The organism is Pseudoalteromonas sp. XMcav11-Q, from assembly GCF_040104525.1.
GTDB lineage: Bacteria > Pseudomonadota > Gammaproteobacteria > Enterobacterales > Alteromonadaceae > Pseudoalteromonas.
Genome location: NZ_JBECOX010000025.1, coordinates 23334 through 37817, shown reverse-complemented (window position 1 = coordinate 37817; position 14484 = coordinate 23334). Strand labels below are relative to the sequence as shown.

Genomic DNA, 14484 nt, shown 5'->3' with positions numbered 1-14484 from the left:
CTTCTTACTTCTTACTTCTTACTTCTTACTTCTTACTTCTTACTTCTTACTTCTTACTTCTTACTTCTTACTTCTTACTTCTTACTTCTTACTTCTTACTTCTTACTTCTTACTTCTTACTTCTTACGAATAAAAGCAATAAATTTTACTGATTCAAGATACGATCATTAGAAAATCAACAAGTCCCGTAATCGGGTATTCAAATTTGTGCAAAAGATAGTGATAACTAACTCGCTAATCTTAGATTTCATAAGCCTTTGTCATAAAAATTTCTCTTAAAAGAACTAGACAGTACTAACAGATAAATCTATAATGACAGCGTTGTCATTGATATTGATTCTCATCTTTAGCTTCTGCCCAAGCTTGATGAGGGAATTGAATACACATCCCCTTATGTGTATTCAGATAATTAAAATGTCCCTTTATTGAGACAATTCCATCTTAAAACCCTACAGCAGCAAAATTTTTTGTGCTATTCTCCAATCGTTTTTGTAACAAACCATATCTTGGTCATATTTAAATTTATATTTATCAATAAGATATATATCTATATGAATATTTTTTGAATAACAGGCCAAAAAAATTGTAGCGAATATGTAATTTAGGGTGTATGGTTTGTTATTAGATGACAGCGTTGTCATCATCACTGGGCAGAAGTGATTTAAAAAACCAACAAAATGATTCAAGGGGAATCCTGTGTTAGCTAATAATTTCAAAAAAAGCTTACTTGCAGTTAACGTCAGCATCGCACTAGGTGCGGGCTTTTCAGGCGTTGTAGTTGCAGAAGAAAGTCAAAATCAAGTACAAGAAAACGTAGAAGTCATTGAAGTTCGCGGTATTCGCGCTTCCAGTAAGGCGGACATTAATAACAAAAGATTCGCAAACGCTGTTGTTGATTCGATAACAGCAGAAGATATTGGTAAGTTTCCGGATAAAAACGTTGCGGAATCTCTATCTCGTATTACTGGTGTAGGGGTTAGCCGTGAGTTTGGTGAAGGTGAAAAGATTACTGTTCGAGGTTCAGATCCAACTAAAAACCGCACTCTATTAAACGGACAAAATGTTGGTACAGCTGACTGGTTTATCTTGGATAACCCTTCTCGTAGTTTCAACTTTACAATGCTTCCGTCTTCATTGGTAAGTAGCTTGGAAGTATATAAATCTCCTGAAGCGCGTATTGATGAAGGCTCAATTGGTGGTACAGTAATTCTAAATACACGCAAGCCTCTTGATTTGGATTCTGGTACTGTTCAGTTAAGCTTGCAGAGCCAATACTCAGAAGTAGCGGAAGAACATGATCCATCAATTGAAGCACTTTATTCATGGAAGAATGAAAGTGAGCAATTTGGTATTTTAATTTCTGGTTCAAAAGCTGATCGTACAGTTCGTCGTGAAGGTTTTGAGGTACTTGGTTGGGATGTTCAAGGTGATGGAACTTATACACCTCGTACTATGGGGGTTCCTGTTTTCCGCCAAGATCGTGAAAGAACAACATTTTTCAGCTCGATTCAATTTGCACCTTCCGACGATTTCAGTGCGACTTTAAACATACTTGATTCAAATATGGATGTGAATAATACCAATTCAAACTTTCTATTGATGAATCCTGGGTCAGAGGCCGAGCTTTCGTTTAGTGATGGCAACGCATTAAAAGGTACTGGCGGTGGTGATGTTCGTTGGAATCATATCAACCGTATCTCAAGCACGGATACTAATTCAATTCATTTAGACATTGACTTTGCAACGGATTCATTCTCAATGAATGTGGAGCTTGGTACGACTGAAGCCGAGGGTGGAACATTAAATGAAACTTCTTGGGAATACGGCGGGCAGGGAGATTACAACTTTGATCTAACTGATGGTACTCCAACAGTAAACGCTGGTATTGATGGTACGGACCCTTCTAAATTTAACGGTGGCTGGATCTGGGGTGGGAATAAACCAACAACAGATGAAGAGTCTTATGCTCAGGTAGACTTTGACTTCCCGGTCGAACTTGGTGCGTTTACATCAATTAAAGTTGGTGCAAAATATCGTGATCACAAACGCACGCAAGACAGAAATGCCTACAGTTGGCATTGGGGTTTAGCTAACGATGGTGAGAGTGATAATTACATGAACCAGATCTTGGCTAATCAATGTAGTACGCTTGCGGATTGTGACCTTTCTAGAGGCACTGATACTGTTGGTGCTGACGTTGTCAATGGTGATATTACTCAACAGTTGATACACAACAGTGATCGTATGTTGGAATTAGGGTTAGGCCCAAATGCTTCCTATGCAATTCACAAGAATTTACCAGAAATATTTGAAGTAGCTGAGCAAAAAACGGCTTTCTATGTTCAGGGTGATTTCTCTGGAGAAAGTTTCCGAGGCAACATAGGTGTAAGGGTTGCTAAGACTGAGCAAGATTCTGCTGGTTATTTGTTCTCTTCAGATTCTTGGGACTTATTAACTGTCAAAAACCCTGGCCTCAATGGTGATTTAACACCTTCTACATTAGAGTGGAAAACTGAGTCACGTAGCTACACCGAGATTTTGCCAAACTTCAATTTATCTTATGACTTAGCTGAAGATCAAATTGTGAGGTTGTCTGCGGCACGAACGATGGCGCGTCCTAATTTCTTTGATATTTCACCAATTACCGCACCTGGCGATCTTGGTGAAGATAATCCAACTGCACAGGCTGGTAATCCAAATCTAGATCCACAAGTAGCTAACCAGTTTGATGCTGCTTGGGAATATTACTTCGGTGATGCATCGTTACTTGCAATAACGCTATTCTACAAAGATATTGAGAGTTACCAAACATCTGGTACTTCGAGCCAAGAGTTTTATGATCAAGAAACTCAACGTTGGGTTCCTGTAACTGTTACTCGGCCTGAGAATGGGGCAGGGGGAACAACAACGGGTTTAGAAGCCTCTATTCAACATAGTTTTGACAATGGTTTTGGTGTATCAGCAAACTATACTTATACTGATGCTAATAATGATGGTGAAAGAGATGTCCTAAAACCGGGGTCTGGCTTAGTAATGGGAGCCTCTGAGAATATGTTAAATATTTCAGGTTACTATGAAGATGATCTGTTTGCGGTTCGAGCGATGTATAACTACCGTACAAAATGGTATAAAGGTTTACACTCTTCAGGTACGGAGCTTTGGAATGATGACTATGGCCAGTTGGACTTTAGTGCGACATACAACGTAACTGAAAATATCTCATTAGTATTTGAAGGTATTAACCTGACTGATGAAGAGGTCATAGAATATAATACTGATGAAGCAAGGGTATTATCTATATACCAGAATGGTCGTCGATTTGTACTAGGTGCAAACTTCCGTTTCTAATATTATTAAAATGCCGCTATTTAGCGGCATTTCTTTTTAATAATATGTCTTCAACTTTTCTTATTTCTTCCTGACTATTAGAAAGAATGCCTTTGTATGTTTTGTCAAAGACATCTTCTTTTCTATCGAAAACATAGTGTTTGAATACTTCTTTCCAGGCATCTCTCTGATATTTTGGAAGTGCTCTAATGGTGAGAATTGCGTGGATTAAACTTTCAGTAGATGTTAGCTCGGATGCAGTTTTATTTTCCCACCAATAGTTTACTAGAATATTAGCTCTTTCATGTGATTTAACATTATGCCACCACATAGGTGGGATATATAAGGCCTCACCCACTTCCAGTTCTGCAATTTGGACATCTTTATGTACGTTCTTAAACTTAGGATATTTGCTCAAATCAGGCTTTTCGAAGTCGACAAGGCTAATAGCAGGCCCTGTTATGGCGCGATCTATCGGGGCGACATAGATATTAGGGATTGCATTTGGAGGGAGTAAATAAAATGTTCTTTTACCACAAACATTCAATGCTATGTTATGAGAGGTGTCGTAATGCCCAGGAACTGTTGTTGCTGTTCCAATCCATATTCTGGGAGAAATTTCAGATAGAAAATTTGGAGATGGATTTTGTGTAAGAAAAGATGGTAGGCATTGCTCTATTAATGCGCTTTGAACTGCAATGTCTTCACTGTGCTCATCTCGCTTTTCAACAATCAATCTTTTTAACACTGCTTTGAGTGGAACTTGAAATTTTTTGAATGTGAATCTTTCGTAATCTTCGCTTGCGTAGCTGATTAGTCCTTTATGTTTAGATTCGATTAATAAAGTATCTACCAATTTCTTAGAAGCAATGCTAAGTAACTTTCTAAGTAAATGTGATGGAGAATCTTTTGCTAACTCAACATATGGCCAGTCTTTAAATAGTTCTGATATTATTATCGGAGAATTATTGTTCTCAATGAATGTCTTTAAGTCTTCAACATCTGATGGTTTTATTTTTTGAATTTTCATGGTTTTAAATTGTATATTTACATGCTAATTTAATTGTTACTTTAACATATTAATTGAGTGTGTAATGTCAGAAAAATATGAAATCATTGATGCGGGAAAACATAAAAAATTTTATGCTAAGTTAGATACTGACTTATTGCATTCGAAAGAGCGGCACTTGGTGGTTATAACACCAAGTGAAGTAGCAAAAGCAGCGCTGAATTTTCCTATTTGTTTCATTAAGTCTGGTGGCGATGCTAAATTCCAAATGATAGCAATTCTTGGGCTTGAGACCGGAAAAAATGCGTTTTATCGTGGTAATAGGTTTGAATCGCCATATATCCCTCAACATTTAGTGAAGTATCCATTCGTCCTAGCAAAAACCTCAGATGAAAAGACATATTTGGCAATTCACGCTTCGGCATTAAATAGTTCAGGGATTGGAGAGCCGTTGTTTCAAGATTCGGGTGAACTTTCGGACTTTCTTAAGTTAAGACATTCGCAATTAGAGGAGTTGTATCGTCAAGATGAGTTGTCGTTTCAATTTGTTAATCGTTTGTCCGAACTTGGTTTGTTGACGGAGTTTAGTTTTAAGTTTGATTTGGGGGATGGTGAGAAGAAAGAGATTGGGGGACTATATTCAGTCGATAGGGAGCTTCTAAATTCTCTCGATGATGAATCTCTATTGTCTTTGCAGAAATCAGGCATGCTAGAAGCAGTACACGCACATTTACTATCGCTGGGTCAGCTTCAAAGAGTTATTGATTTATCAGCCACGGCTAATCATTGACATTAAGTGAGAAGATTGTGTTCTCGTCTAGTGGTTAATATATGTAGGGTAACGAGTAAGATAAATTTAACTTCCAATTTGCCCCGAAAACCGCTAGCCTTAGGGGCAATAAATAAAGTAACAAATACGTAAAATAATGGAGCAGTATTATGGCGGAACAACAAGTGCAGCCTTTACATAACGAAAAGCACGCGAACATCAAAGTAAAAAATGGCGTGAACGTTGATTTCCTTAAAACTCAGCACTTAATGCCGGTAGTGGCGCATGAGTTTGCGCGTGTAGCGACAGAATTCCCGATGGCGTTTGTTAAAAACACTGAGTCAGGTCAATTTCAAGCGGTTGCTATGTTTGGTCTTCAGCCTGGTGAAAACCTATTTGTTGATGGTGATAAGTGGACTGGCAGCTTTGTGCCAATGGCCGCTGCACGTTACCCATTTGGTTTGGTTAAGCACCCAGAGCAAGATCAGTTTGGTATTGTGATTGACGAAGCAAGCCCGCTAGTTGGTGAAGAAGAAGGCAATGCGCTTTTCGAAGACGGTAAAGAAACTGAATACCTAGGTCGTCGTAAAGAAGCGTTGGTAAGCTATGTTGAGTTTGCTCGCGTAACTGAAGCGTTTACTCAGTATCTTGCTGACAAAGAGCTTCTAGTTCAACAAACGCTAACGGTAGAAATCCGTGGTGAGAAAAAAGACATCAACGGTATCTACCTTGTGGATGAGCGTAAGCTAAACGAATTAGGTGACGAAGATTTCCTAGAGCTACGTAAACGTGGCTATTTAGCACCGATCTTCGCATTCTTAACTTCTACACATCAAGTAGCGCGCCTTGCTCGCATGAAGGCACAGCGCGAAGCGAGCTAATCGCTTTTAGATATAGAATGATTCGATAAAAGCGCTTCCAGAGGAAGCGCTTTTTTGTGGATATTATTCAGTTGTTCTAAAGAAAAAATTTTTAACGCCATTAGCGTCAGATTTACTTATTCAAATTGATATTACTTAGCGTTTGGAATAGGACAGTATGATCCGCCACGAGGGATCCAGACCGAACGTGATTCCCAACGGCAGTTATAAGCTACTCGGCGTTCTTCTTGTTGGGTTGAAAAAGTATCATGTTGATGAAAGTAGCTTCCTCCAGGCACCTGATAGTTTGGGATCGGATGAGGAATAGTCCAACCTCCGGGGCAGCTTTGTGTCGCGAGTACGGTTTTAGTTTCCCATAAAGTGTAGGGACCGTAAGGTTCACCGTACATTAATTTGTAGTGGCAAGTCTTATAACTCACATCAACGAGCTTTGTACGGTAGTCACATACCCACACACGTCGCTCATCCCAGTAGCCACCGCAGTCAACATTGTTTACTTGGGTGTCATAAAAAGTGTTGTAATCAATAACTTTAATTTGCTCTTGAGTAGAAGCAGCTTGAGCAGTACCAAGCAGTAGTGTGCTAAAAGCTGCAATTTTTAGAATGTTTTTCATATCGATTCCTGTCGAATTTCGTTATTTTATTACTTTGAGTTATTTCAAAGTAATAAATATGTTTCCATTTTGTGGTCGAAATAACAATCATAAATTGATTGAAAAATATTCAAATTTACTGTTATGCCTTGCAGCTCATGAGTTTCTTTCAACCACACTGTAAATCAGTTAGCTTGACAATTTTAACGCGAAAGCTTGCATCGTTCTAAAATTCACCTCATGCTGAAGTTTAACAACGAACCAAGGTATAAAAATGAAAAAAATCTCTTTGCTAGTAGCGTTATTAGCCTTGTCGGCGACAGCTGCTGTCGCTGACGAGAAAGCGCCCCCATTTGCGATCGCTATTCATGGGGGAGCTGGTACGATTGAGCGCAGTAACTTCACACCAGAAAAAGAAAAACAATACAAAGCTAAATTAAAAGAAGCCGTTGAAGCGGGCTATAAGGTACTAGAACAAGGTGGAGAAAGCCTTGATGCGGTAACGGCAGCCATTAACATTCTTGAAGACTCGCCTTTTTTTAATGCTGGTAAGGGGGCCGTGTACACTTATGATGAAGGGCATGAGCTAGATGCGTCAATCATGGATGGTCGTAATCGCCAAGCGGGCGCTGTGGCGGGGGTGAAGCACATTAAAAACCCAATCGATCTGGCAAAAGAAGTGATGCAGCACTCAGTACATGTCATGCTAAGTGGTGAAGGTGCGGAAGACTTTGCTAAGAAACGCGGTTTTACGTTAGTGGAAAACAGCTATTTTGACACCGATGCTCGCTATCAATCACTCTTAAAGGCGAAAAAGCGATTGCAGATGAAAGAAGCGGCGACCAAAGACTATCAGGCGGCACACCAACAATTAGAGAGCCAATATAAGATGGGAACTGTGGGGGCTGTCGCACTCGATAAGCAGGGGAATTTAGCGGCCGGAACGTCAACTGGTGGGATGACGGCGAAACGCTTTGGACGGATAGGTGACTCACCGGTGATTGGTGCGGGCACATTTGCGGATAACCGCTCTTGTGCTGTTTCAGCAACGGGACATGGCGAGTATTTTATTCGATATAATGTCGCAGCTGATATTTGTGCTCGTGTCGCTTATCAAAACAAGTCGATTGAAAAAGCGGGGAAAGAAGTGATTTTTGATACGCTTTATCCAATTGGTGGCACGGGAGGGGTGATCATAGTTGACCCTAAAGGAAATATTAGCATGCCATTTAATACCGCGGGAATGTATCGTGCGAGCAAGTCGTCAACAACACCTACCTATGTTGGTATTTATAGCGAGTAAAACAATATTTCGTTGAGACTAAGCAAGTTCTTCAAACGCCAGCTATTATTATCATGATAGCTGGCGTTTTTAATGGAGATGAGCAATGCAATCAATAAAAGTCGCAGACTACTTAAATCATCGCCCCGTAACATTCAAACAGGACATGCGCGTAGAATCAGCGGTAGAGAAGCTGCTACAAAGCGGCCAGTCGGGCGGGCCGGTTATAGATGAAGCAAGGCGGGTTATTGGGTTTTTATCTGAGCAAGATTGTCTTAAAAAAATGTTAGAGGCGACCTATCAAAATGAGTCTCATAGCGTGGTGTCCGATGTGATGACAAAAGAGCCTCTGTGTGTAAAACGCGAAGACAGCATAGTGCAAATGGCAGATTTGATGATTTGCAATAAGCCCAAAGTGTACCCGGTAGTTGACGATGAAGGGCGCTTACTTGGGGTTATCAGTCGTGCAAACGTGTTATTAGCGTTGGATAAGCATTTACATGATGCTTATGTCTCTGGTCACCGCTACGTATAAAGCGATGAAATTTACGAGCTGTTAAGTTAACCCATGAGGTGTTGCCTTGAGAATAACAGCAAAAATCTCAATTCCTAACCAAATTTAGTTGGGTTCGTCTAATCTGATTTGATAAACTACACGGCGTTTTATGTAATCACAAGGTGTCGTGTAGTGCAGGTTGACTCGCTGTTCAAAGAGCTAAATTCATGTCTTAAAAAGGATCACTTCATCCTCAAAAAGCGCCTCCATGGTGCGAAAAAAATTACCGATCAAGAAAAGCAAAAGCAGGTAGTCGCAAAAGTAGCGGCTGCGATTGCAAAAAGCCAAGAATTAAAGGTAACAAGAAGTGCCAATATTCCAGCAGTAGAGTATCCTGAGCAGCTACCCGTCAGCCAGAAAAAAGACGACATTAAAGCAGCCATTGCGAATAACCAAGTGGTTATCGTTGCCGGTGAAACGGGCTCAGGGAAGACCACGCAGCTGCCTAAGATTTGCTTAGAGCTTGGTCGAGGCGTGGATGGCTATATTGGTCATACACAGCCAAGAAGACTAGCGGCAAGAAGCGTGTCTACTCGTATCGCAGAGGAAATTGGCTGCGAGATGGGGCAAGAAGTTGGATTTAAAATTCGCTTCTCAGATCAAGTCTCTGACAATACATACGTAAAACTGATGACCGACGGTATTTTGCTCTCAGAGATTCAACAAGACAGATTCCTCAACCAGTACGACACAATCATCATTGATGAAGCGCACGAGCGTAGCCTGAATATTGATTTTATTCTGGGTTATTTAAAGCAGTTGTTGCCGAAGCGTCCAGATCTTAAAGTGATTATCACCTCAGCAACCATTGATCCTGAGCGTTTTTCCAAACATTTTAGTGACGCACCTATTATTGAGGTGTCAGGACGAACTTATCCAGTAGAAGTGAGATATCGTCCAGTTGAAGATGTTGACTCACAAAATGGCGAAGCAGAAAATGACCAATTGCAGGGCATTTTTGATGCGGTTGATGAGCTTTGTGCCGAAGGACCTGGGGATATTTTGGTATTTATGAACGGTGAGCGTGAAATTCGTGACACCGCTGACGCGCTGGCAAAACGCAATTTAAAAGGCGTTGAGATTTTACCTTTGTATGCGCGCCTGTCTAATGCCGAGCAAAATCGCATTTTTGCGCCCCATAGCCAACGGCGCATCGTATTGTCTACAAACGTTGCAGAAACGTCATTGACTGTACCAGGTATTCGCTATGTTATCGACCCGGGTACTGCGAGAATAAGCCGCTACAGTTATCGAACCAAAGTACAACGCTTACCGATTGAAGCGGTATCACAAGCCAGTGCAAACCAGCGTAAAGGTCGATGTGGCCGTGTGGCATCCGGTATTTGTATTCGTTTATATTCTGAAGACGACTTTTTAGGGCGCCCAGAGTTTACCGATCCTGAAATTCTAAGAACCAATTTAGCTTCGGTTATTTTGCAAATGCTCGCACTTGGACTTGGTGATATAAGTCAATTCCCATTTGTACAAGCGCCTGATAGCCGTAATATCAAAGATGGTATGTCGTTACTTGAAGAGCTGGAGGCGATAGTTCCTGCACAGCGCAGAGAAAAAGCCAAGCTCACAGAATCAGGTCGTAAACTAAGTCGCTTACCCATAGACCCAAGGCTTGCCAAGATGGTGATGTCAGGGGCACAAAACAACGCGCTTTGGGAAGCGATAGTGATCACCGCGGCACTGTCTATTCAAGACCCAAGAGAGCGTCCTCAAGATAAACGTGCAGCAGCTGACGAAAAACACAATCGCTTTGAGTGCGAACACTCTGATTTTGTTGCATATCTAAATCTATGGAATTACATCGAAGCGCAGCAGCAAGCACTGACGCGTAACCAGTTTCGAAAGCAATGCCAAAAAGACTTTTTGGCCTACATGCGCGTACGTGAATGGCAAGATATTGTTTACCAGCTGACTACGGTGTGTGAGGAGCTCGGCTTTAAAATAAATAGCAGTCCTGCAAGCGATGAAGCTGTCCATCAATCATTGCTAAGCGGTATGCTTAGCCATATTGGTGTGAAAGACGAAAAGCAAAAACAAGTGTTTAAAGGCGCACGTAACAGCCAATTTCATATTTTCCCCGGTTCAACACTGTTTAAGAAAAGCCCTAAGTGGCTGATGTCTGCGGAGCTTGTGGAAACCAGTAAACTTTATGCTCGGGTTAATGCCAAAATCGATGTAAATTGGATTGCGCCGCTCGCTAAGCATTTAGTTAATAGCAGCTATAGCGAACCGCATTGGGAGAAAAAGGCTGGAGCGGTTGTCGCATTTGAACAGCAAACCTTATACGGCTTGATCATCGTTGGCCGCAAGCGCACGGTCTATAGCGATATTGATCCTGTGGTTAGCCGAGAGATATTTATTCGTGAAGCGCTGGCAAACGGTCAACTTGGCCAAAGCGAAGGATTTTTAAGCGCAAACCAAAAATTGGTTGAAGAAGTGCAGGCGCTTGAAGATAAAGCAAGGCGTCGCGATATCCTAGTCGACGAAGAAGATGTGGTTGCGTTTTATAACGATCGAATTCCACAAGACGTAAATAATCGTGCTGCGTTTAGTAAATGGTGGCGTTCACAAAAGCAAAAAGACAAACGCTTTTTGCATATGACGCGCGATCTGTTAATGCAGCATGACGCCGAACATATCACGGATACTCATTACCCAGATACGTGGCAGCAAGGGAATTTGATCTTGCCTCTCAGTTATCACTTTGATCCAGGCCAAGCACTAGACGGCGTGGTGGTCAATATTCCTCTGGCACTATTAAACCAAGTTCAAGATGAAGGTTTTGATTGGCATATTCCTGCGCTCAGACATGAGCTGGTTTGTGGGCTTATTAAGTCACTGCCGAAGACCTTAAGACGTAATTTTGTGCCAGCACCAAATTATGCCGATGCTGTGCTTGCCGCCGTTGAGGTAATGCAAGGTTCATTTATAGAAGCGGTGGCCAACCGTTTACTCAGAATGACAGGTGTCAAAGTCGCCGAGTCAGATTGGGATGTTAGTTCACTTGAGCCGCACTTAAAAATGCAATTTCAGGTAGTTGATGACAAAGGTAAGGTGATAGCCCATGGCTTTGATTTATCGGCACTTAAAGCAAAGTTGCAAGGGCAAGTGACCGAGACGCTTTCGCAAGTGGCAGAGCAAGGGATCGAGCAAACGGATATTCAGCAGTGGGATTTTGGCGAGCTACCAGAACAATATACTAAAAAGCAGGGAAATTATGAGATTAAGGCTTTCCCAGCATTAGTCGATAAAAAACAAAGTGCGGCTATAGAACTGTTTGATAACGAAATAAAAGCCCAAGCGGCGCATCAAGCAGGATTGCGCCGTCTTGTGCTACTCAATGTTCCTTCGCCCGTTAAATACCTGCAACAGCACTTACCAAATAAGGCTAAGTTAGGATTGTACTTTAACCCCTTTGGTAAAGTGCATGATTTAGTTGATGACTGTACGCAAGCTGGGGTTGATAAGCTGCTGCGTGTATTTGGCGAGATCAGAGATGACATTGTGTTTGAAAAAGCCAAAGAGCACATTCGAGCTGAGCTAGGTGACACTGTAGTTGAAATTGCGAAGCAAGTTGAGGCGGTGCTTAGCATTGCTCACAGTATTAACAAACGCATGAAAGGCAGAGTGGATCTCACGATGATCACCGCGCATGGCGACATAAAATCTCAGTTATCCGGTCTTATCTTTAAAGGTTTTGTCACCGCTCATGGTGCTGATAAAATCTCTGATATTTTGCGCTACATGAAAGCGATTGAGAAAAGGCTTGAAAAACTTGCGGTAGATCCAAACAGAGATAGGCTGTGTGTACTAGAATTGGAAAAAGTTGCTGCGGCCTATCAAGACAAGTTGGCAAAAATCCCTTCTGGATTACCTGTACCAGAGTCGCTTATAGATATTTTTTGGATGCAACAGGAACTTCGCGTGTCTTTGTTTGCTCAAACATTAGGAACGGCTTATCCGATTTCGGCTAAACGCGTTCTGAATTCGATAAAAGAGTGCGAAATATAAACTTGCATTTTAGAGTACGACAGTTACTTTATTATATGAGGAAGTAAAGTTTTGGATTGTGAGAAGGAAGCGGCATTGAATATGTCCACACGAGAGAAAAGGAAAAATGCACCGCATCTGCTAGTGGTTGACGACGAGTATTTTAACTATGAAATGCTTGAAATGGCACTGTCAGGGGCGTTTGAGCTGAGCTATGCAAACTCGGGTACGAGTTGCTTGTCTAATGCAATTGCTGATCCTCCAGATGCTATTTTGCTTGATGTGTGTATGCCGGGTCTTGACGGTTACGACACCTGTCGAATGTTGAAAAATACACCAGAGACGAAGGACATTCCGGTATTAATGGTATCTGGTTTAGAGTCCGAAAAAGAACAAAAAGCGGGATTCGATGCAGGCTGTGATGCTTATGTGGTTAAGCCATTCTCAATGCAATCGCTATTAGAAAAAATAAAATCAATGGTGTAGGAGCATTATATGATCAATGAAGATAAACGCCGTTTTATGCGTATGTCGGTGGATGCAGTAGCAAAATTAACCGAGCTTGAGTCGGGTAAAGTGCATCAAGGAGTTTGTCACGATTTAAGCGCTACAGGATTGTCGGTGACAGTGAGCGAACCAATCGAAGCAAATTCAACCGTTGACATTTTCATTGATTCCAGTGGCGATATGATCCAGCCACTTAGTGCTCATGCAACCGTGATCCGCTGTAGTCAAGAGCAGGATGAGCAGTGGGTTGTAGGGCTTGAAATCACCAAGTTTAATTAGATTAACTAAGCTATAAAGGTGGTATTGAAGTGTTCTTCTATACCACCGTAAAAAATTGTTAAATCAATAGACCTTACAAATAAGGCCTTTCAGGTAAAAGCCTTCTGGATAATTGCCCGCAATAGGGTGGTCGGCTGCTTGATTTAGCCTTTCCATGATCAACAATTCCTTACCGGCATCGAGCGCAGCGTCTGCAACGACTTTCTGAAACAGGTTTTGTTCCATAAGGCCAGAACACGAGAAGGTGAGTAACGTGCCACCAGGCTTTAATATCTGCATGGCAATCATATTGATATCTTTATAGCCACGACAAGCACCGTTAAGCTGCGCCTTACTTTCTGCAAACTTTGGTGGATCCATCACGATAGTATCGAATTGACGGCCCTCATCACGATATTGTCTAAGTAGTTTGAACACGTCTTGCTTAACAAACTCAGCTTTCGATAAGTCTAGTTCATTATGTTCTACATTGCGTTTAGCTGTGTCGAGTGCTGGCTGCGATACGTCAACGTTGATTACTTTACTACAGCCACCGCGCAGTGCATAAAGGCCAAATGTACCAGTGTAGCAGAAGCAGTTAAGCACTTCCTTGTCTTTTACAAAGCGTTCTAGCGCGGCTCGGCTGTTGCGTTGATCTAGATAAAAGCCAGTTTTATGGCCGCCGATGATATCGACTTCAATCTTTAAACCATTTTCGCTAATAAGGACAGGTGCGGTTGGCGCGTCGCCAGCAAGCGGTCCGGTAATTTTATCAAGGCCTTCTTTTTTGCGTACATCAACATCTGAGCGCTCGTAAACATGACAATCAGGAAATAGTGATTGCAATGCCATTACTATTTCACCCTTGTGGCGCTCGGCACCAGCGCTTAGCAACTGACAAACCAAGTAGTTATCAAACTTGTCAATTGTTACTCCTGGCAGACCATCTGACTCTGCGGCACACAATCTAAAGCCAGTTAAACCACCTTCAGCGATAACATATTCTCTGGCCGCTAGTGCTCGTGCGAGTTTTAGCTCAAAGAACGCTTGGTCGATATGTTGTGATTCATCAAATGTCCAAATTCTGGCTCTGATCTGAGAGTCTGGGCTGTAAGCGGCTGTCGCGAGGTATTTACCCTCATTGCTGTAAATCTTGACGGTATCGCCAAGGGCTGGCTTACCTTTTACTTTTTTAATAGCTTTTGAGAAAACCCAAGGGTGTTTTCTGTTAAGGGATTTTTCTCTGCCTGGTTGCAGATATAGCGCGCAAGTCATATATTTTCTCTAATCTTTCCTG

Annotated in this window: 11 protein-coding genes; 8 read left to right on the top strand and 3 right to left on the bottom strand. The window is 41.7% G+C overall.

Annotation, left to right across the window (positions count from 1 at the left end; all coding sequences use genetic code 11):
• Positions 1-696: 696 nt before the first annotated feature.
• On the top strand, positions 697-3348 hold the full coding sequence (locus ABMY45_RS23190) for a TonB-dependent receptor (RefSeq protein WP_095729955.1): 2652 nt from the start codon (positions 697-699) through the stop codon (positions 3346-3348).
• Positions 3349-3364: 16 nt separating this feature from the next.
• Here the strand turns inward: ABMY45_RS23190 and ABMY45_RS23185 are convergent, their stop codons facing one another.
• Entirely contained in the window at positions 3365-4357 is a 993-nt protein-coding gene (locus ABMY45_RS23185; RefSeq protein WP_095729956.1) for a cupin-like domain-containing protein, read from the bottom strand.
• Between the two features lie 64 nt (positions 4358-4421).
• Between ABMY45_RS23185 and ABMY45_RS23180 the strand changes: the two genes are divergently transcribed.
• Entirely contained in the window at positions 4422-5126 is a 705-nt protein-coding gene (locus tag ABMY45_RS23180; protein WP_010606514.1) for a SapC family protein, read from the top strand.
• 149 nt (positions 5127-5275) lie between these two features.
• On the top strand, positions 5276-5986 hold the full coding sequence (locus ABMY45_RS23175; RefSeq protein WP_010375531.1) for a SapC family protein: 711 nt from the start codon (positions 5276-5278) through the stop codon (positions 5984-5986).
• Between the two features lie 131 nt (positions 5987-6117).
• On the opposite strand, the gene ABMY45_RS23170 is transcribed toward ABMY45_RS23175, so the two are convergent.
• Positions 6118-6600, bottom strand: coding sequence for a hypothetical protein (locus tag ABMY45_RS23170; protein ID WP_349289551.1), 483 nt, complete (start codon positions 6598-6600; stop codon positions 6118-6120).
• Between the two features lie 253 nt (positions 6601-6853).
• Between ABMY45_RS23170 and ABMY45_RS23165 the strand changes: the two genes are divergently transcribed.
• The 5 genes from ABMY45_RS23165 to ABMY45_RS23145 all read left to right on the top strand — a co-directional run bounded on the left by ABMY45_RS23165 (position 6854) and on the right by ABMY45_RS23145 (position 13208).
• Positions 6854-7882, top strand: coding sequence for an isoaspartyl peptidase/L-asparaginase (locus tag ABMY45_RS23165; protein WP_095727573.1), 1029 nt, complete (start codon positions 6854-6856; stop codon positions 7880-7882).
• An 85-nt stretch (positions 7883-7967) separates the two neighbouring features.
• Positions 7968-8396 carry a CBS domain-containing protein gene (locus tag ABMY45_RS23160; protein WP_010375537.1) on the top strand — a complete coding sequence of 143 codons (429 nt, stop codon included), beginning with the start codon at positions 7968-7970 and terminating at the stop codon, positions 8394-8396.
• A 153-nt stretch (positions 8397-8549) separates the two neighbouring features.
• Positions 8550-12443: an ATP-dependent RNA helicase HrpA gene (hrpA, locus tag ABMY45_RS23155; protein ID WP_349289550.1), complete on the top strand. Its 3894-nt coding sequence runs from the start codon at positions 8550-8552 to the stop codon at positions 12441-12443.
• Between the two features lie 81 nt (positions 12444-12524).
• On the top strand, positions 12525-12908 hold the full coding sequence (locus tag ABMY45_RS23150) for a response regulator (protein WP_010606518.1): 384 nt from the start codon (positions 12525-12527) through the stop codon (positions 12906-12908).
• A gap of 9 nt (positions 12909-12917) precedes the next feature.
• Positions 12918-13208, top strand: coding sequence for a PilZ domain-containing protein (locus tag ABMY45_RS23145; RefSeq protein WP_010606519.1), 291 nt, complete (start codon positions 12918-12920; stop codon positions 13206-13208).
• A 63-nt stretch (positions 13209-13271) separates the two neighbouring features.
• On the opposite strand, the gene ABMY45_RS23140 is transcribed toward ABMY45_RS23145, so the two are convergent.
• Positions 13272-14462, bottom strand: coding sequence for a class I SAM-dependent methyltransferase (locus tag ABMY45_RS23140; RefSeq protein ID WP_102056578.1), 1191 nt, complete (start codon positions 14460-14462; stop codon positions 13272-13274).
• Positions 14463-14484: the final 22 nt, after the last annotated feature.